This is a genomic window from Nocardioides pollutisoli, from assembly GCF_040045055.1.
GTDB classification, from domain to species: domain Bacteria; phylum Actinomycetota; class Actinomycetes; order Propionibacteriales; family Nocardioidaceae; genus Nocardioides; species Nocardioides tweenelious.
On sequence record NZ_JBDZDU010000001.1, the window covers coordinates 886,266 to 903,824 of the forward strand.

The 17,559-nt window shown below is 68.8% G+C and carries 16 protein-coding genes; 9 read left to right on the top strand and 7 right to left on the bottom strand.

The genetic code is table 11. The features are described from left to right. The first annotated feature begins 12 nt into the window (after nt 1–12). Nucleotides 13–579, top strand: a complete 567-nt coding sequence (locus ABLE68_RS04260) for a hypothetical protein (RefSeq protein ID WP_348870001.1) — start codon at nt 13–15, stop codon at nt 577–579. A gap of 257 nt (nt 580–836) precedes the next feature. On the opposite strand, the gene ABLE68_RS04265 is transcribed toward ABLE68_RS04260, so the two are convergent. Then, nucleotides 837–2,339, bottom strand: coding sequence for a SulP family inorganic anion transporter (locus tag ABLE68_RS04265; protein ID WP_348870003.1), 1,503 nt, complete (start codon nt 2,337–2,339; stop codon nt 837–839). Between the two features lie 195 nt (nt 2,340–2,534). Here ABLE68_RS04265 and ABLE68_RS04270 point away from each other — a divergent pair, with 195 nt between their 5' ends. Further along, complete coding sequence (locus ABLE68_RS04270; RefSeq protein ID WP_348870004.1) at nt 2,535–2,939, top strand: MerR family transcriptional regulator; 405 nt, start codon at nt 2,535–2,537, stop codon at nt 2,937–2,939. 103 nt (nt 2,940–3,042) lie between these two features. Here ABLE68_RS04270 and ABLE68_RS04275 read toward each other — a convergent pair whose 3' ends face one another. The 6 genes from ABLE68_RS04275 to mobF all read right to left on the bottom strand — a co-directional run bounded on the left by ABLE68_RS04275 (nt 3,043) and on the right by mobF (nt 11,162). Continuing rightward, nucleotides 3,043–3,960 carry a tyrosine-type recombinase/integrase gene (locus ABLE68_RS04275; protein ID WP_348870005.1) on the bottom strand — a complete coding sequence of 306 codons (918 nt, stop codon included), beginning with the start codon at nt 3,958–3,960 and terminating at the stop codon, nt 3,043–3,045. 128 nt (nt 3,961–4,088) lie between these two features. Next, nucleotides 4,089–4,283, bottom strand: a complete 195-nt coding sequence (locus tag ABLE68_RS04280) for a hypothetical protein (RefSeq protein WP_348870007.1) — start codon at nt 4,281–4,283, stop codon at nt 4,089–4,091. After that, the gene (locus ABLE68_RS04285) at nt 4,249–5,235 is read right to left on the bottom strand and encodes a hypothetical protein (RefSeq protein ID WP_348870008.1); all 987 of its coding nucleotides are present in this window, start codon (nt 5,233–5,235) and stop codon (nt 4,249–4,251) included. The genes ABLE68_RS04280 and ABLE68_RS04285 overlap by 35 nt, the downstream gene beginning before the upstream one ends. Then, nucleotides 5,222–6,865, bottom strand: a complete 1,644-nt coding sequence (locus ABLE68_RS04290; RefSeq protein ID WP_348870010.1) for an N-6 DNA methylase — start codon at nt 6,863–6,865, stop codon at nt 5,222–5,224. Before ABLE68_RS04290 ends, ABLE68_RS04285 begins: the two co-directional genes overlap by 14 nt. Nucleotides 6,866–6,924: 59 nt before the next feature. Beyond that, a complete protein-coding gene (locus ABLE68_RS04295) occupies nt 6,925–7,308 on the bottom strand; it encodes a hypothetical protein (protein ID WP_348870011.1) in 384 nt (127 codons plus the stop codon). A 62-nt stretch (nt 7,309–7,370) separates the two neighbouring features. Further along, a complete protein-coding gene (gene mobF / locus ABLE68_RS04300; RefSeq protein WP_348870012.1) occupies nt 7,371–11,162 on the bottom strand; it encodes a MobF family relaxase in 3,792 nt (1,263 codons plus the stop codon). Nucleotides 11,163–11,293: 131 nt separating this feature from the next. Between mobF and ABLE68_RS04305 the strand changes: the two genes are divergently transcribed. The 7 genes from ABLE68_RS04305 to ABLE68_RS04335 all read left to right on the top strand — a co-directional run bounded on the left by ABLE68_RS04305 (nt 11,294) and on the right by ABLE68_RS04335 (nt 17,535). Next, nucleotides 11,294–11,902 (top strand): hypothetical protein, encoded by a 609-nt coding sequence (locus ABLE68_RS04305; RefSeq protein WP_348870014.1) that lies wholly within the window; start codon nt 11,294–11,296, stop codon nt 11,900–11,902. Continuing rightward, nucleotides 11,887–12,846: a hypothetical protein gene (locus ABLE68_RS04310; protein WP_348870015.1), complete on the top strand. Its 960-nt coding sequence runs from the start codon at nt 11,887–11,889 to the stop codon at nt 12,844–12,846. The genes ABLE68_RS04305 and ABLE68_RS04310 overlap by 16 nt, the downstream gene beginning before the upstream one ends. A 25-nt stretch (nt 12,847–12,871) precedes the next feature. Continuing rightward, a complete protein-coding gene (locus ABLE68_RS04315) occupies nt 12,872–13,549 on the top strand; it encodes an SAF domain-containing protein (protein WP_348870016.1) in 678 nt (225 codons plus the stop codon). Between the two features lie 86 nt (nt 13,550–13,635). After that, entirely contained in the window at nt 13,636–14,313 is a 678-nt protein-coding gene (locus tag ABLE68_RS04320; RefSeq protein ID WP_348870017.1) for a CpaE/TadZ family protein, read from the top strand. After that, entirely contained in the window at nt 14,310–15,785 is a 1,476-nt protein-coding gene (locus tag ABLE68_RS04325; RefSeq protein WP_348870018.1) for a TadA family conjugal transfer-associated ATPase, read from the top strand. Before ABLE68_RS04320 ends, ABLE68_RS04325 begins: the two co-directional genes overlap by 4 nt. Then, nucleotides 15,782–16,639, top strand: coding sequence for a type II secretion system F family protein (locus ABLE68_RS04330; RefSeq protein ID WP_348870019.1), 858 nt, complete (start codon nt 15,782–15,784; stop codon nt 16,637–16,639). The genes ABLE68_RS04325 and ABLE68_RS04330 overlap by 4 nt, the downstream gene beginning before the upstream one ends. Beyond that, nucleotides 16,636–17,535 carry a type II secretion system F family protein gene (locus ABLE68_RS04335; RefSeq protein WP_348870020.1) on the top strand — a complete coding sequence of 300 codons (900 nt, stop codon included), beginning with the start codon at nt 16,636–16,638 and terminating at the stop codon, nt 17,533–17,535. Before ABLE68_RS04330 ends, ABLE68_RS04335 begins: the two co-directional genes overlap by 4 nt. Nucleotides 17,536–17,559: the final 24 nt, after the last annotated feature.

A 17,559-nucleotide genomic window follows, 5' to 3' on the forward strand; every position in this document is an offset into this window, starting at 1 on the left:
AGGGAGCGCCCCGTGAAGAACCACCCGAAGCCGACCCGCGCCGGCGTCCTCCACGCCGTGACCGAGGAGATCCTGGCCCGCAAAGACGGGCAGATCCCCACCGACATCGACGGCATCGACACCTTCTTCCACGACCCCGAAGACCTCGCGGACGCCCTGCTACTTCGCTGGCACACGCTCCTGACCGCTTCACTAGAACGCGGACTCGTCGGCGACCCCGAAGACCGCGAGGAGATGGTCATCGAGGCCTGGCGGCACGCGAGCGAGACCTACCGCGGCGTGCGGATGGTCATCGACGCGCTGGCTGAGAACCCGACAACCGACGGAGTAGCGCACGCTGTCCGCGCGACCGCGCGCAACGACTGGGCAGCCATGGCTATTGCAGCCGGGCTGGCCAGCGGCTTCGACGAACCAGCGATTCGAGTGGGGCACCGCCTCGAGCTCGAAGCGCGACGGCGCAACAACATCGTCGACGGCACCGCGGTACGCGAGCCGCCACCGCGGAAGTTGTTCAGCAAGTTCAAGACGATCCTCATCGGCCGATCGGCCACCGCAGGAGTCGAGCGCCGTCGACCCTGAGGTCGGTCAACCCCGCGATCACGATCACGAACGGGGCGACGGCCAGCAGCAGGACGAGAAGGGTTTCGATCGGGTGCAAGCCGCCCAGGTGCCACGCGGTGACGGCAGCCGAGACCACTGGTGCAGTCCCTCCTGCTGCGGGTGGTGGTCGACGACCTTGGGCGCCTGGTGGAGGAGGCCCCGCCCGAAGCGTTGGCCGCGTTCCTGACCGAGCGGGCCGAGGCCGGGCAACCCCGTCGAATCCCCATGGCCTCGAACTAGTGTGAGGGCAGCTCGCCGGTGAGTCGGCCGTGCCGTTCGGCGCTGGCGTCGTTGAGCCCGATGATCTCGACGGTCTTGCCCTTGCGGTCGTACTTGGTGGTGATGGCGTCGAGCGAGGCGACGGTCGAGGCGTCCCAGATGTGCGATTGGGACAGGTCGATGACGACGCGGTCGGGGTCGTCGGCGTACTCGAACTGGGTGTAGAGGTCGTTGCTGGAGGCGAAGAAGAGCTCGCCGGTGACGGTGTAGACCGCGGTCACGGTCCCGTCTGTGCTCTCGACGAGCTCGCGGCGGGTGTCGGTGAGGTGGGCGACCCGGCGGGCGAACAGGGTCATGGCGACCAGGACGCCGACCACGACGCCGATGGCGAGGTTGTGGGTGCCGACGGTCACCGCGACGGTGGAGAGCATCACCATGGTCTCGGACTTCGGCATCCTGCGCAGGGTGGCGGGCTGGACGCTGTGCCAGTCGAAGGTGCCGAGCGAGACCATGATCATCACCGCGACCAGCGCGGCCATCGGGATGAGGGCGACGACGTCGCCGAACCCGACCACCAGGACGAGCAGGAAGACACCGGCGAGGAAGGTCGAGATGCGGGTCCGGGCGCCGGAGGCCTTCACGTTGATCATGGTCTGCCCGATCATGGCGCAGCCGCCCATGCCGCCGAAGAGTCCGGTGATGACGTTGGCGGCCCCTTGGCCCCAGGCCTCGCGGGTCTTCTCGGAGTGGGTGTCGGTGATGTCGTCGACCAGCTTGGCGGTCAGCAGCGACTCCAGCAGCCCGACGAGCGCCATCGCGAGCGCGTAGGGGGCGATGATCTCCAGGGTGTGCAGGTTCAGCGGCACGTCGGGGATGAACAGCGACGGAAGGCTGTCCGGGAGCTCGCCCTCGTCGCCGACGTTGGGCACGTTCAGCGCCGCCAAGAGGGTGAACCCGGTCAGGGCCACGATCGCGACGAGGGGGGCCGGGACGACCTTGGTGACCGTCGGGAGCCCGACCATCACGGCGATGCCGACCGCGATCATCGGGTAGACCAGCCAGGGCACGTCGACCATGTGCGGGACCTGGGCGAGGAAGATCAAGATCGCCAGGGCGTTGACGAAGCCGACCATCACCGAGCGCGGGATGAACCGCATCAGCCGGGCGACCCCGGCGAGGCCGAGGACGATCTGGAAGACGCCCGCGAGCAGCACGGTGGCGATGAAGTAGTCCATGCCGTAGTTGCGGGCGACCGGCGCGATGACCAGTGCGATGGCGCCCGTGGCGGCGGAGATCATCGCGGGCCGGCCACCGAGGAAGGCGATGGAGACGGCCATGGTGAAGGAGGCGAAGAGCCCGATGCGCGGGTCGACGCCGGCGATGATCGAGAACGAGATCGCCTCGGGGATCAGGGCGAGTGCGACCACCAGGCCTGCCAGCACCTCGGTGCGCAGCAGCTTGGGTGAGCGCAGGGCGGCGCGCACCGTGGGCTCGGGTGCATGAGTCAGGGTGGTGCTCAAGGGCGGGGCTCCGTTCGTGGCAGCAGCGGTCAGCGCCCGTGGCCTTGGAGACAGGCCCGGACGACTTGGATCTGGGTGGAGATGGTGCGCACCATGGGGCGCATGCCGGCGTCCTCGCCGGCGGAAGTCTGCGCACCACTCTAACCTCACGTAACGTGAGGGTTGAAATCCGAGCGACGTGAGAGAGCCCACCCCGTGACCAGCGAGCCCACCCAGGCCTCCCCCACCGTCATGCAGATCGGCGAGGTCGCCTCCCGAACCGGGTTGTCGTTGCGCAGCCTGCGGCACTGGGAGGAGGTCGGGTTGTTGCGGCCGTCAGGGCGCACTGAGGGTGGCTTCCGGCTCTACACAGAGCTCGACGTCGAGAAGATCCTGGTGATCCGGCGGATGAAGCCCCTCGGGTTCACCCTCGAGCAGATGAGCGCGGCGATGCGGGACATCGAGGTGTTGCGGGACCGTGACGCGGGCGACCGGTATGCCGAGGCACGGGAGCGGCTGACGGCGATCCTGGCCGATGCGGCCGAGCGCCGCGAGAAGCTCCGAAGCCAGCTTGCGATGGCTGACGAGTTCATCAGCCAGCTGGGGCGCGAGCTGACCTGAGCGTCCGCCTCCGCCGTTCCTACGCCTCGGCTCGGACCTCATAGCCCCAGGTCGCGACTGGAGGTGTACTCCAACGCTTGGGCGGGGCGGATGTAGCGCTCGATCAGCGTGGACAGGCGCTTGTGCCGGGTCTGGGCCGCGATCCGGTCCAGGGCGACGCCGGCGATGGCGGCGCTGGTGGCGTGCCCGGCGCGCAGCGAGTGCGCGGTGATCCGCTCGGCCGCGAGGCCGGCGGCGCGGGCGCGTTTGCGGAGCACGATCGAGATCGCCTCCCGGAGATCGGGTCGGTGGTGACCGACCCGCTGCGCAGGCTGGTGAACAGTCGCCCGGGGTCGGGTCCGCGGTGGCGGAGCCAGGCGTCGAGGGCGGCGATGGGGTCGGTGGCGGCCTGCTGGCCGTGCACCACGGCGACGACCTGGCCGTCGGCGTACTGGTCGGTCTTCGAGCGACGGATGGTCAGCAGGACTCCCCCGGGCTGGAACTCGACGTCGGCCAGAGTGAGCGCGGCCAGCTCGGAGCGCCGCATCGCGGAGGCGAAGCCGAGCAGGATCAGGGCGGCGTCACGCGCACCCAGGGTGGTAGAGCGGTCGATGTGCGCGACGATCTGGCGGATCTCCTCGGTGCCGAGCGGTCGGGCCTGGCGGCGGGGAGCGGTGCCGATGATCCGGCGCAGACCGCGGCGGACCTGCCGAACCCCTTCGGTGAGGACCGGGCCTTGCAGGCCGTGCATCCGGTGGCGATAGGCGATGGCGCCGCAGGCGAGGTCGATGGTCCCGACCGACAGACCGTCGGCCGCCCGTTCGGTGAGGTACGCGCAGATCAGCGCCGGCTCCGCGGGCAGCGGCGTGGCGCCGCGGGTGGAGCACCAGCGCTCCCACTGGCTCCACGCGAAGTCGTAGACGGTGCGGGTCGACTCGGCGTGCGCGGCGGTGATCGCCTCGCTGATCCGGACGGCCTCGTCGACGGTGAAGCCGGCGGGCAGGCCCGGCGGTCGGGCGGCAGATGTCAGGGCTGGCTTCACCCAGAAGTTGTACGGAGCGAGAACAGAACAGCATCTTCCTCGCCGGGTTCACTGCGGCGATGGCGCCGCCACCGTCTCGGCCAATCCCCTGGCCATTCCCTGACGAGAGCGGTGGAAGAAGGTGCCGCTCACCCCCGCTCCGCGATGACACCGGTGGTCGTGTCGGTCAAAGGGGCAGTTGATGGGCCGAGGTCGAGTCCGCTGGTGTCGCGAGCCGCCGGGCGGAAGGCGGTAGACGGCGACGGCACCGAGATCGAGGCCGTCGTGACGAGGATGGCAACCGACTCATCAAGCTGGGCTTCGTAGCCGTCGGGCGTGCTCATGGAAGTTGACCGGCGTGTTGTCGAGAAGAACGCTCAGCATTACCCGGAAGAAGCGGGCAGGGCTGACCTCGTCCGGAACCAGGTCATGCCGAAGAGTCACCGGCGGCAGCGAACGAAGCCGCTCCTCGACCTCGTCTTGCGGGAGCTCGAGGTCGACCTCGGGGTCAGCATCCGGGACTACAGCGTCGTCGATCGGCGCCGCATCGCCATCGTCGTCGTCGGCCGGGACCTCGCCGCCGTACTCGGGAACGATCAGAGCGACCGCGTGGTAGGCGTCATTCTCCCGCCCGAGTTTCGCCAGCAGGTCGACGAGCCAGCGCGCCTTGTCTGGTGTCTCATCCCAGCAGGTCGAACGCAGCCCGTAGACGAAGCCGGCGGCGGCCTGCGGATAGCGGAGCCTGAGGTTCTTTGCGTCGCCGTATGACTCTTCCACTCGGTTGGCAGCGTTCTTGCCGAAGGAGGAGTCCATGCGCTTGGTCGAGATCATCACCTCGGGGCCGGTCGCCCAGTGGCTCATGACAACGTCGACCTGCTTGAGGTAGTTCTTCCCCAGGAGGTTCGCGGAACCACCGACAGTGCCGCCGAACGTATTGCCGCCCTTCGTCAGACGCTCCTGGATCTCCTTCTTCGTCTTGACGTACTGCTTGTCGATAAACCGCAGCAAGTCCGAGGAGATCACCCGAGGAGCGGACTCCCGCGGCCAGACGGCATCGGGGTCGAGGCCAGCTCGACGCAGCTCGTAGGCGACCCAGACGTCGAGGGCGAGCGCCGGCACACCTGAGGTGGTGTCAGCTTCGAGCAGGAGCGGCACACCGAGCAGCCGTTGCAAGGTCTCGAAGTCGGGGACGTACGCGCCTTGCTCCCAAGGGTTGAGATGGCGCATCGGAGCGTCGGTGACGATCGCGTCGAACAACGGCCACGCGATCGCCTTCTTGGAGTCATCCTTCGCCACGGACGACATCTTTGCCCCTGGCCGCACGTCGCGCAGCGAGGCGCGCACGGTCGGCGCGTATTGCTTGCTGCTCGAGTGGGGCCATGGCGAGCCCGTTGACGAGTAGGACCTCATCGACCAGCGCGACGGCGTCGAGCATGCACCCCGCGCGCAGAGCGGCCGAGACCTTCGGCCGAAGCGCAGCCAATGCCGCGCGGTGCGTCTCCACCAGGGCCGGTGATGGCATCGGCAGTCGGTCAGCCTCGCGCGGCTCGATCTTCAACATGCCGCCGCCGTAGGCACGTCCGACCACCTCTGCGCCGAGCAAGGTCACAGAGTTGAGCGAGGCGATCGGCAGGAGGCTCAATCCGAGGTCTCGCATGTCGGTGTTGAGGTAGACACCGTGTACCGAGTTCAGGTGGTGCGCCTTCGCGCGGTTCGTTGCTAACCGGGGTGTGTCGGCGTTCATGTAGGTCAAGAAGAGGTCGGCTGGCCGCAGGTACGGAACGCGCCACCATGGATTGCGTACTCGGCACTTGTAGGCCGTGTGAACGTCAAGATCCTCGCCGGACTTGATGTAGCGCCATGCCGCCGAGGAGGGTTCGCCCGAGGGTCGGAAGAGATGTGTGGCCTCGCCGTCGTCTCCAAGTCGCGCCAGGCGATCGTTGGTCAGGGTGAGTTCTCGTAGATGGCGCGAACCGGGAGGAGAGAGCCGCACGGTGTCGGTTTCGGCGAGTCCGAGAGCACGAACCTTGGCAGGGCTGAGCGTGAAGAACTTGTTGTTGCCGCTGACCATTCCAAGGGTCGTGTCGCCCCAGTCCTCCAGAACACCAAACCCGGGGTGCTCCGTCGCGGCCGCGTACGCAGTCAAGCCCTGAGCTGACATCAGCCCAGCGGACCAGCGGGCGCCACGCGTGGGCGGCGTCCACTGCCGCGCCGCAGCTAGGTCAGTCAGATCGCCGGCGTCACGGACCTGGACAAGGCTCATGTGATCAGTGCCGTCGAGTCGATCCGGGTTGTAGCCGTCGGCAAGAAGGAGGACCGCCTCGACCTCGACGCCGGGAAATACGCGTTCCTCGAACAACACGAGGGTCACGTCTGAGAAATGGTCCATGAGGAATCGCCGCACCGGGGCGGCGTAGTTGACCGTCAGCAGTTCGGCGGGGAGCACGAGGCCGAGCCGTCCGCCCACCCGCAGGTGAAGTGCGGAGTGGACAGTGAACGCGGCCCAGGAGCTGGCGAGGTTCGTCAGATTGACCCCGGCACGCAGTGCTGCGGTGAGCGAGGTGGCGCGTGCCTCGCCGGTCCAACCTTGGTAGCGAACGTATGGGGGGTTGCCGACAGCGGCGTCGAACTGGCCGAACTGGTCGAATGCGAAGAAGTCACCGTTGTGGACGACGGCGTTGATGCCCTCGCGGTTGAGCGTGCGCTCAGCCTCGAATGCAGAAGGCGAGTGAAGCTCCACACCGACGATGCGGCCGGCGTGTCCCCGATCGATCTGGTGCAGAAAGACGGCCTCCCCACAGGACGGCTCGATGATTGCGTCATCGGTCGACCGGACGGCCCAGTCGGTGACGAAGCGGGCGACCTTGTCCGGGGTGAAGAAGGCTCCGCGGGCCTTGCGCAGATCTGCGGAGTCACCGGGGAGCATGTCTTGGATTCTCTCGCATGCGTGTTCGACTCAGGTTGCGACCCGCCGCACTGCCCAAGCTAGGAGTGCGCAGGTTCACGCCCAAGCCCCGTACGGACGGACTCCGCAGCACGGCGAGCGGCCGTTAAACAGGCCAGGACGCCAAACCTAATGGCGTCCCAGGCGAGGACGAGCACGGCGATGTTGAACCAGCTGGGGGCGCCCGACACGATCGCCTCGGCGATCAGGTGCATCGCGACTAGGCAGGCGAACGCGAGTACGCCGAGGGTGGCCGTCATCCGGAAGGTCGCACGGGAAGCGCGGACGTGACGGATCAGGATGTTCGAGGGCGCCCATGCCTGGAGTAGGCCGTGCGCGCATGCGGCAATCGCGATTGCCGGGATGAAGATCAGCAGGAAAAGCATCGGGACCTCCGGGTGCTTGGTGACGATCTCCTCGTACATCGCTGCAACCTCCAGCGCCCCTGACGCCAGCAGGCTGTGGACAACCCGCGGCGCGTTCCCGGCTATAGCGCAGATACGGCCCGACCCTCCGGGTGAGCCTGGACCCGGGCGACCGATTCTGCGGCCCGACGGCTCGCTGCGCAGCGCACGGCTTGGAGGGCGCTCTGGCGGTCCATCCGCTGGGCGTCGGTCGATGCGCTGCCGCCGACGGGTAGGTCTGAGGTGATCTTGTAGCGGTCGCGATATGCCGCGACCGCCACCGCCGCGTCGACCCAGGCGTCGTCAGCGCCCACACGGACTGGACGCAGTTCGGGTCGCCGCGCCCACGCCTTGCGGCTAGCGACCGCGTCCTCGGCAAGAGCGCGTGCCCGTGACTCGATCAGTTCCTTGCGTTGGTCGATCGCCTGTCGGTCCTCTGCCGACATCGGGCCGAGGGGCTCGGGGAAGAGGCCGGCGATCAGCCGCGGACGGAGCCGACAACCGCGCGGCGGAGTCGCTGCGAGCTTGTCGACTCGGTAGCGGAGTACCGCTGCGACGTCATCTGCATCGTCGAGACCGTGCTGCGCGACGACCCGAGGCATGAGACGTTCGAGGTCGTGGTGATAGACCTCAGCGCGGCGGAGTGCTGCCGTGAGCGGGCCGAAGGCCGACGACTCGACAACTGCGGCGTGCTGCTCAGCACTTAGGCCGGAGCGGCTGAGCAGGTCGGTGAAGCGGTCGTGCTGAGCCTCCGCAGCGATCGTGTCAAGTTCGGCCGCGAGGCGATCGATACCGCCGTGGAGTTCGTACTCGGCCTCGATCGTCTGCGTCGCCGAGAGGTCGGCGCCGCTGTGCTGGAGGACGCCGTACAGAACTGTTCTGGCCGTCACGTCATCCGCCTCCGGCGTGGAGTGGCTGTCGTCGGGTTGATCGAGGGCGACGTACGCGATGTTGGACTCGCGGCCGCGGGTCATCGAGACGTAGAGGTTCTCCCGGGTCGTGGATGCGGTCACGACGACGTGCGCCGTATCGACGGTGACACCCTGAGCGCGATGCGCGGTGACCGCGTAGCCGAGGTCGACGTGCTCGGCGACGTACTCCGGCGGCAGGACCGTTCGCCCACCGCGGCCGTCGAGGCGCTTGACCAGGACAGAGCCGTCACGCCGGATGTCGGTGATCAGCCAGCGGTCGCCGTTCTTTACCCATCCGCCGCGCGGCGTCCGAACGCGGCGGTCGTTCTGGCGCGTGATCACGACGTCGCCCACCGAGGCTCGGCAGCCGTCGACCAGACCGACCTCGCGGTGGTCGACCGCACCATCCAGGAGCAGCCGCTCGGCCCGGGCGCGTTCGTTGAGCGCGCGGACATCGCGAGCGGACTCGGTCACAAGAATGCTGGCCCGCCCGGCGTCACAATCGGCGCGCCAGGCGACGTACGCGGCGTCGACCATCTCGTCGGTGAGGCCTTCGCGGATCCGCTTGAGGCGACCGTACGTCGAGATGACCTGGACGTCACCGCGGCTCAGCGCGAGGGAGGCCTCCTTCTCCCACTCGTTGGCGAACCGGTGGATCTCCCTCAGCTCCGGCACGTCCGCACGCCGATCGACGAGAAGTGCGAAGGCTCCGCCGGCATCGACGGACTGGAGCTGGTGGGGGTCGCCGACCAGCAGGATCTTGGCGCCCGCGCCTGCGGCGATCCCGGTGAGCCTGTCGAGTGTCACAGTGTCGGCGAGAGTCGCCTCGTCGACGATCACCAGCTGACCGCGCCGCAGTTCGGTGCGGCCGCGGTCGTACTGGTGGAGCCACTTCGAGGTGTTCTCGCAGGCGACACCGAGGTCGTCCGCCAGAGCCTGCGCAGCCACGGCGGACGGTGCCAGGCCGACCACACTCCCCCGTCCGTGCTCACTGATCCAGGCCGCGCGGAGCGCTCTCATGGTCGTGGTCTTGCCCGCCCCAGCCGGTCCGACCAGAAGGTCGACCTGGCGCCCTGAGCGACAGATGCTTTCCACCGCGCGGCGCTGCTGATCGGTCAGCGAGACCTTGCCATGGCCGCACGCTCGCCCAGCGACGCCGACGGACACCGTTGGCGCGGTCACCTTCTCGGCGCGGGCCAACAGCCGCCCCTCGGCCTCAAGCACTGCGACCGAGGAGTACTTCTCGCCATGCCGCGGGCGGAACCGGCTCGTGCCGTCCTCGCGCTGGAACCGGGCCGGGCTGAGAGCAAGCTCCGGCGGCGTAAGGACCACGGAGCGTGCCTGCGCCGCGTCCACGACGAGGCCGAGAACGGCCTCGCGGTCTTCGGTCGTCGCGAACCTCAGATCCATCGTCTGCTTCGCCGCCTCGGCCATCAGGTTCCAATGCGTCCACACAGCCCGCTTCACGGCTACCGCTGCGACCACCTCGGCGCCGATCGACTCGATGGCAGGCAGTGGCACGTCCTCCGCTGTCAGGAGGTCGCCGTCTCGGCCGATCACCGTCTGCGACCAGCCCGTGGGCTCGGCGCCCAACCGCTTGGCGGCTCGTCGCCGCCAACCCGCGGTGAGGTCGGCGAGCGACCGGACCTCCTTCGGCGGGCGCGTGGCGAGCGTGGCTTGGGCCCGGAGTTCGACGATCGTCCTCGCCGAGGGCCTCCGGCCGTGGCGAGCGACGTACTCCGCGATGAGCTCGTCCTTCTTGAGCTCGATCTCGCGGGTGCGGCTGGAGAACTCGGCGATCAGGTCGTCGGTCACGCCCGCGATCTCCCATCGAGGATTCCGGTCGGGTCCACGCTGCCTCAGCTCCCATTCGATGCCGAGGTCGCGCGAGAGCCGGTCCGCCAGGAGTGCGTCGTAGTGCGCAGACAAGCCGGTGCGTGAGGCGAAGACCGGGCGCCCGTCGAGACTGCGCCAGCGGCCGTCCATGACCGTGAGGACCTTGTTGGCGACGACGACGTGCGTGTGGAGCTGCGGGTCCCCGGCCCGCGAGTCGAAGTGGTCGTAGGCGACGGCCGCGACGCCTGCCACGTCGACCTGGGCGACGGCGCCATCAGCGTCGGAGATGCCCGCACGAGTGGCGGCGACCTGTCGTTCGAAGAGCGCAATGACGTCTGTAACCGCCGCGTGATGGGCGGCGACGATCCGTTCTTGGGTGACGGCGTCAGCGACACCCCAGAGCACGGAGACCGACTTCGGGACGCTGAAGGTGAGGTCGAACCCGGCCACCGCGCGGCGCATCCCAGCCGCGGTCTCCTCGGCCTCGATCCGTGTCGTCTCGGCCGCGCAGTCCTCCTGGGTCATCTCCGGATCGAGAGCGGCGACGCGCTCCTCAATGCGGTCCGAGAGCCTCTTGTACGACGGATACGCGCGGCCGAGTTGCTCTCCGGTGATGGGGTCTCGGCCCATGCCGACAAGCAGGGCTAGCTGCTTCTCGTTGACCTGCATGCCCGGGTGGAGCTGGCCGGCGCCGAAGGCGCCGACACCGGAGCCGAGCCAGCGGCCGGGCGGCGTACCGACCTCGGAGTAGTAGCGGGTCAGCGGCGTCGACAGGACGCGGTTGCCGTCGCCGGCCGCGACGCTGCGCAGCAGGTACTGGTAGCCGCTGCCCGCGGACATCCGGCGCATCGAGACCGTCACGGCCGTTTCCGTTCCACAGCGCTCAGGTGCGCCTCCTTCTCCACAACCCCCTCGATCTGCACACCGTGTGAAGGCAAGGAGGCGGTAGCTGAGGAGGGGTGGAAGCGGGACGGGATGAGAGGCACGGAGCGGTGATGGGCAGGTGGGAGACGAGGTGAGCGAGGCGCCTGAAGGAGCGACGGGGAAGGGCGAAGACGGAGAGCGGAAGCGGGTCGGGCTTGGGCAGAGACGAGCACCTGACCCCCGAAGTGACCCCGGTAAAGACATCGGGTCCGGATCCGTAAATCAGGCTTACGATGAGGTTCAGACGATGCACGCACCGCCCGTGGGGCGTCGTCGCGCCTCATCGCCGTAAGGCGAGAGGAAGCAAGAGCACCCCCATGAAGAATCGACTCGGGTTGACCTTCCTGGCGACCGGCACACTTCTGTTGGCCGCGGTGTCGGCGTGTGCCGACAACGACGCGGATCCTCCACCGACGACGCCGGCCACGTCGTCACCGACTAAGTCGACTGAGCCGACGACGAGCCCGACGCCGACGTCGCCGAACGACGCCGCGACCGCGAATGCGACGGCTGCGATGACCGACTACTACTCCGTTCTCGACGGCCTCCGGGCCGATCCCTCCAGCGATCTCAAGGAACTCGAGACCGTCGCGATCGGCGCGCAACTCAACGCGGTGCAGACGCTCGTAGAGCGGCAACGCGATCAGGGCCAGCGCCAGACCGGCACCACGGCCATCAGCGAGCTGAAGGTCCAGTCGGTCACCCTCGACAACTCCGACCCGGACGCCGGCAAGGTGCCCACGGTCGTCATCGACGTCTGCTGGGACGTCACCAAGGTCGACGTGCTCGACAAGAGCGGCAAGTCGATCGTCTCCTCGGACCGCCCGGACACCGGGTGGACGCGTTACACCGTCGCGAACTACAAGTACGTCGCCGACCCGACCGGCGGCTGGCGCGTGGCGACGGGCCAGGACCTCAAGCAGACGCCATGCGCGGCATCCTGATTCGCCTCCTCCTGACTGCGCTGTCCGCCGGCGTCCTCTCCGCCCTTGTCCAGGGTCCGTCATACGCGGACACCGTGTGCTCACAGACCGACCCGGCGACGGGCGAGTGCCTCATCTGGATCGAGGTCCCGGGCACGCCAGGAACGCCAGGTGAGCCGGGTGACGACGGTCCACAGGACACCGGCAGCGGAGCGGCCTGTTACTGGGACGGCACCAGCCAGGGCATCACGAAGCCTCCGCCGGGGCCTGTGCCCTGTTCATCGCCCGCCGGCTACTGGTCGAACAACTACCACTGCTACATCAGCCCGGTTAAGCCGCAACCACCGGCGGGCGACCCGAGCTGGCAGGGTCACGAGCCGGGCGACGGCGCGGTCTACAACTGCTACCAGCCGCAGACAGGGCTGCTCATCACGATCTGGTCGCAGGACCCGCCGCCCAACTCTGGCACCGGACCAACTCCGCGCGAGGTGGCGCAGATCGCCATCGAGCGAATGCGCCTGTCCGCCATCAACATCGGCATCGCGCCCGAGCCGGGTCCGGACAGCGTCGGCCTAGTGGGGATGCCGGTCTGGATGTGGGCCAAGGACCCGAACGCCCATACCGTCGGCCCGATCACTGAGAGCGCCTCCGCCGGGGGCATCACAGTCACTGCCACGGCGAAGGTCCTCCACATCACCTGGGATATGGGCGACGGCACCGAAGTCGTCTGCGACACGGCGGGCACGCCGTACATGCCGGAATTCGGGCGGAAGGACTCCCCCGACTGCGGCCACACCTACAAGAAGTCGAGCGCGGGGCAGGCGGACGATGCGTACACCGTCACCGCGACCTCGAGTTGGGTCATCTCCTGGTCGGGCGCGGGCCAGACCGGGACGATCCGCCTCGACGGCCTCAACCGCTCGACCCAGATCCGGATCGGCGAAGCGCAGGTGCTCGTGAACTGACGAGCGCTGCGCGGGGAGGGACGAAGTGACCACGACTGCCCGAGAGGACCGGAAGCCCGGCCCCCACCGCACCGCGCCCGACGCCGGCCCGCCGGTCACTCCCCCGCCCAAGCTCCGCAGGCGGCCCGGGCTCGTCGTCGCCGCCGTCGTCATGACCGCCCTCGGCTGCCTGCTCGGTGCCTGGGCATGGAACGCGACGACCAGCACCGAGGAGGTCCTCGCTGCGACGAAGACGATCCACCGAGGCGAGGTCATCGCCGCCGACAACATCCGGCGCATCCGGATCAGCGGTGATCCGGCTCTGGAGCCAGTGCCTGCTTCGGCGTACGACGAGATCGTCGGCCAGCGCGCCGCGCTCGACATCTCTGCCGGCGGCCTGATCACGACCGAGTCGACGACCGATGCGCCGATGCCACCGGAGGGCCAGTCGATCGTCGGCATCTCGCTCACCCCGGCCCAGGTCCCAGCGCTCCCCATGCACGGCGGTGACAAGGTCCGCATCATCGTCACCCCTGCTGCCAACGGCGATGCACCGTCCGGCGCGCCACAGTTCACGGCCGCCGAGGTCGTCGACACAGCGATCGACGAGACCACCGGGAACACGGTCGTCAACGTCCTGGTGCCGTACGCCAACGCGAGCGTCCTCGCGGCCCGCGCCGCGACCGGCAATGTCGCACTGATCCTCGACGCGGGAGCCCAGTGATGGCGATCGTGTGCCTGACATCGGCCTCCGGTTCGCCCGGCGTCACCACCACCGCAGTGGGCATGGCGTTCAGTTGGCCACGGCCCGTGCTCCTTGTCGAGGCCGACCCGACCGGCGGATCCGGCGTCCTCGCCGGGTTCCTCCGCGGCACGACGCCGTACGACGCCGGGTTGATCGAGCTCGCCCTCTCACCCCTCGGCACGGCGGACGCGCTGCGGGACGTCGTACGACCGTTGAGCCCGAACGTTTCGCTCGTCACCGGCATCCGGTCGCACGCGCAGGCCACGGCGCTGCGTGACCTCTGGGAGCCGTTGGCGGCCGCACTCCGCGATCTGGATGACAACGGCCAGGACGTCATCGTCGACGCCGGCCGGCTCGGCCTCATGGGCTCGCCGACCCCGCTGCTGGACGCCGCCGACGCGGCGCTCCTGGTCACCAGAGCCACCCTGCCGACGATCTCGGCAGCTCGTTCGTGGGCGGAGACCGTCCGGCAGCCCGCCACCGGATGGCGTCACCCCGGCTTGCTTCTCATCGCCGAGGGCCAGCCCTACCGGGCCTCCGAGGTCGCCAAGGTTCTCGGCATACCCGTCGTCGCCGACCTGCCGGACGATCCAGCCGCCGCGGCCGTGTATCACCGTGGAGCGGCGCCTCCGAAGCACTTCGAGACCAGCTCCTACATCCGCGCGCTCCAGGCCGCGGCCCAGTCCGTCCAGGCGCACATCGCCCGCGGTCGGTTCGCGCTCGTCGAGGAGGCGCGCGCATGACCGAGACCTACCGATTCGCGAACGAGTACGGCGACCTGACGCACCTGCCGCTCTTCAGCCAGACCTCGAACGGTGTCACCCACGAGGTGCCGAGCGGTCTCGACGCGACCGTTGCGTCGCCGCCCCCTGCCACCTCCGATGTCGACTGGTCGCTCGTCTCGACACTGCGGGCCCAGGCGTCCGAGCAGCTGAGCCAGGCCGTGCAGTCCGGTCGCGCCCGACTCGACAAGGAGGCGCAACAGGAGCTGGGCCGATCGATCGTGCTGGACCTCATCGAGTCTGCGATGGCAGAGGCTGTCGACGCCGGCCTCGGTTCGTGGAGTCCCTCGAAGCAGCAGGCGACCGCGCAGGCCGTGTTCGACTCCCTGTTCCGCCTGGGCCGCCTCCAGCCGTTGGTGGATGACGACCGGATCGAGAACATCGTCATCGTCGGCCACGACAACGTGCAGCTCGAGCTGATCGACGGGACGCTCGTTCCCGGGCCGTCGGTGGCCGACTCCGATCAGGAGTTGATCGACTTCCTCGTCTTCCTTGCCTCGCGCAGCGAGGTGAATGCGCGCTCGTTCTCCGAGGCGCAACCGAGCCTCCACATGAGGCTGGACGGCGGCTCTCGGCTTGCGGCCGTGGCGTGGGTGACCACCCGACCGTCGGTCGTGATCCGTCGCCACCGCCTGATGCGGGTCACGCTGGACGACCTCGTCAAGCGAGACATGATGACGCCGGTCGTCGCCTCGTTCCTGAGAGCCGCGGTGCGGGCTCGGTGCTCGATCGTCGTCGCCGGCGCGCAGGGGGCGGGGAAGACGACGCTAGTTCGAGCCCTCTGTGCCGAGATCGACGAGCTCGAGGCCATCGGCACCTTCGAGACCGAGTACGAGCTGCACCTCCACGAGCTCGGCCGGCACAAGGTGGTCATTCCCTGGGAGGCCCGGCCGGGATCGGGTGAACGCGGTCCCGACGGGCGGCAGTCGGGTGAGTTCACGCTCGACGAGGCACTGGTCGACTCCTTCCGCTTCAACCTCTCACGGCAGATCGTCGGCGAGGTCCGAGGCAAGGAGATCTGGGCGATGATCAAGGCGATGGAGTCCGGCACCGGATCCATCTCCACCACCCACGCGGCGGACGCCGTGGCCGCGGTACGCAAGCTCGTGACCTGCGCGATGGAGGCGGGTCCGCACGTCACGCAGGGTCTCGCCACCAGCAAGCTCGCAGCGACCGTCGACCTGATCGTCCAGTTGAGTCTGGAGACCAAGGTCGTTCCGGGCGGGGCTCAGCGGACCAGGCAGGTTGCGGAGGTCATTGCGCTCGCGCCCGGTGAGAAGGAGCCCGGCTACGCGACGACGCACGTGTTCCGCGCCGATGCCACCGGCGTCGCAGTCCCCGATGTCCTGCCCGACGAGTACCGCCGACTCGCCCAGCACGGATTCGACCTGGCGGCGTACCTCGGTAGTCAACAGCTCGGAGCCCGGACATGACCGCGATCCTTCCGGCACTCGCGGGTGGACTCGTCGCGTTGGGGCTCCTCGGGGTGGTCGTCGGCCTTCGCCCGACTGCGATTCCGCCGCGGGAGCCCACGGCAGCCAGTCGGCGCCGCGCCCTCAATCGGCGAACCCGAGTCCTGCTTCTTGCCGGCGGCGCGCTCGGCCTCGTTGGATGGCTCATCACGGGCTGGATCCTGGCGCTGGTCATCGCGCCGGTCGCCGTCATCGGGCTGCCCATCCTGCTCAGTGCGCCGCCGGCGGCCACACAGATCGCCCGCCTCGAGGCGATGGAGGAATGGACGCGATCGCTCTCCGGAGTCCTCACCGTCGGCATCGGGCTTGAGCAAGCATTGGTCGCCACTCTGCGGTCGACGCCCGCGCCGATTGCCGATGAGGTCCAGCGACTCGTGTCTCGACTGCGGGCACGGTGGGACACCGAGAAGGCGCTGCGCGCGTTCGCCGACGAACTCGACGACGCGACCGGCGACCTGATCGCGGCCAACCTGATCCTAGGCGCCCGTCGACGCGGAGCCGGGCTGGCGAGTGTCCTCGAAGGACTCGCCGAGTCGGTCGGCGCCGACGTAAGAGCGCGCCGCCAGGTCGAGGCAGACCGGGCCAAGCCGCGAGCCACCGCGCGGTGGGTCACGTTGATCAGCGCCAGCGTGCTCGTCGTACTCGCGCTGTCGGGGACGTACGTCGAGCCGTACCGCACCCCGGTGGGCCAGGTGCTCCTCGTGCTCCTCTTGTCGGCGTACGTCGCCACCCTGATCTGGATGCGACGCATGGCCGCAGGCAAGCCTCTCCCCCGGTTCCTGGCAACCCGCGCCGTCGCGGAGGCGCCGCGATGATCACCCAGCTGCAGTTGGCGATCCTTGCCGGAGGCCTCGTCGGCCTCGGCCTCGTGCTCCTCGTCGCCCGCCTCCTGCCCGCGGAGCCCGACCTCGCAGATGCGCTCGAGCGGGTGTCCTCGTCGCGTCCGCGTTCAACCGCCTCCGATTCCGCGCGGTCGAGCAAGGAGCGGCTCGGCCTGTGGGGCCTGCGTGTCCTGCCGACCGGCCTCTGGGTTCGTACGCCGACTCGTGAACTCGCGCTGCTGCGGATCCCGGTCGCGCAGTTCTACGGGGAGAAGCTGATGTTCGCCGGGCTCGGCCTCGTCATCCCGCCGGTGCTCGTCACGCTCTTCAACGCATTCGGGCTGAGCATCCCGTTCCAGCCCCCGGCGGTGGCATCGCTCGCGCTGGCCGCTGTCATGTTCTTCATCCCGAACTACAACGCCCTCGACGACGCCAAGAAGGCACGGACCGAGTTCGCCCGTGCGCTCGGCGCCTACATCGACCTCGTGGCGTTAGAGCGGAACAACGGCATCGGCCACCGGCAGGCGATGGAGGCTGCGGCTGAAGTCGGCGACTCGTGGGTGTTCACGCGGCTGTCCGAGGAGCTCACCCGGTCGCGGTGGTCGGGACTGCCGCCCTGGGACGCGCTGCACACCTTGGCAGAGGAGCTCGGACTGCCCGAGCTCGACGACTTCGCCGACATCATGCGCCTCTCGGGCGAGGAAGGAGCCGGCGTGTACGCCACCCTGCGCGCCCGCTCCGCCGCCATGCGCACGGCGATGCTCAACGACGAACTCGCCCAGGCCAACGCCGTCGGCGAGCGCATGTCGATGCCCGGCTCACTGCTGGGCGTGATCTTCATGGCCCTGCTCGTCGCGCCCTCATTGCTTCGCATGTTCACGAACTCGTGACACGGAAGGACACATTCACAGGAG

Coding starts and splice junctions, on each gene's coding strand:
- ABLE68_RS04280 (WP_348870007.1), bottom strand. CDS start 4,283: ATGAGCACGCCCGACGGCTACGAAGCCCAGCTTGATGAGTCGGTTGCC.
- ABLE68_RS04290 (WP_348870010.1), bottom strand. CDS start 6,865: ATGCTCCCCGGTGACTCCGCAGATCTGCGCAAGGCCCGCGGAGCCTTC.
- ABLE68_RS04295 (WP_348870011.1), bottom strand. CDS start 7,308: ATGTACGAGGAGATCGTCACCAAGCACCCGGAGGTCCCGATGCTTTTC.
- mobF (WP_348870012.1), bottom strand. CDS start 11,162: ATGTCTTTACCGGGGTCACTTCGGGGGTCAGGTGCTCGTCTCTGCCCA.
- ABLE68_RS04310 (WP_348870015.1), top strand. CDS start 11,887: ATGCGCGGCATCCTGATTCGCCTCCTCCTGACTGCGCTGTCCGCCGGC.
- ABLE68_RS04325 (WP_348870018.1), top strand. CDS start 14,310: ATGACCGAGACCTACCGATTCGCGAACGAGTACGGCGACCTGACGCAC.
- ABLE68_RS04330 (WP_348870019.1), top strand. CDS start 15,782: ATGACCGCGATCCTTCCGGCACTCGCGGGTGGACTCGTCGCGTTGGGG.
- ABLE68_RS04335 (WP_348870020.1), top strand. CDS start 16,636: ATGATCACCCAGCTGCAGTTGGCGATCCTTGCCGGAGGCCTCGTCGGC.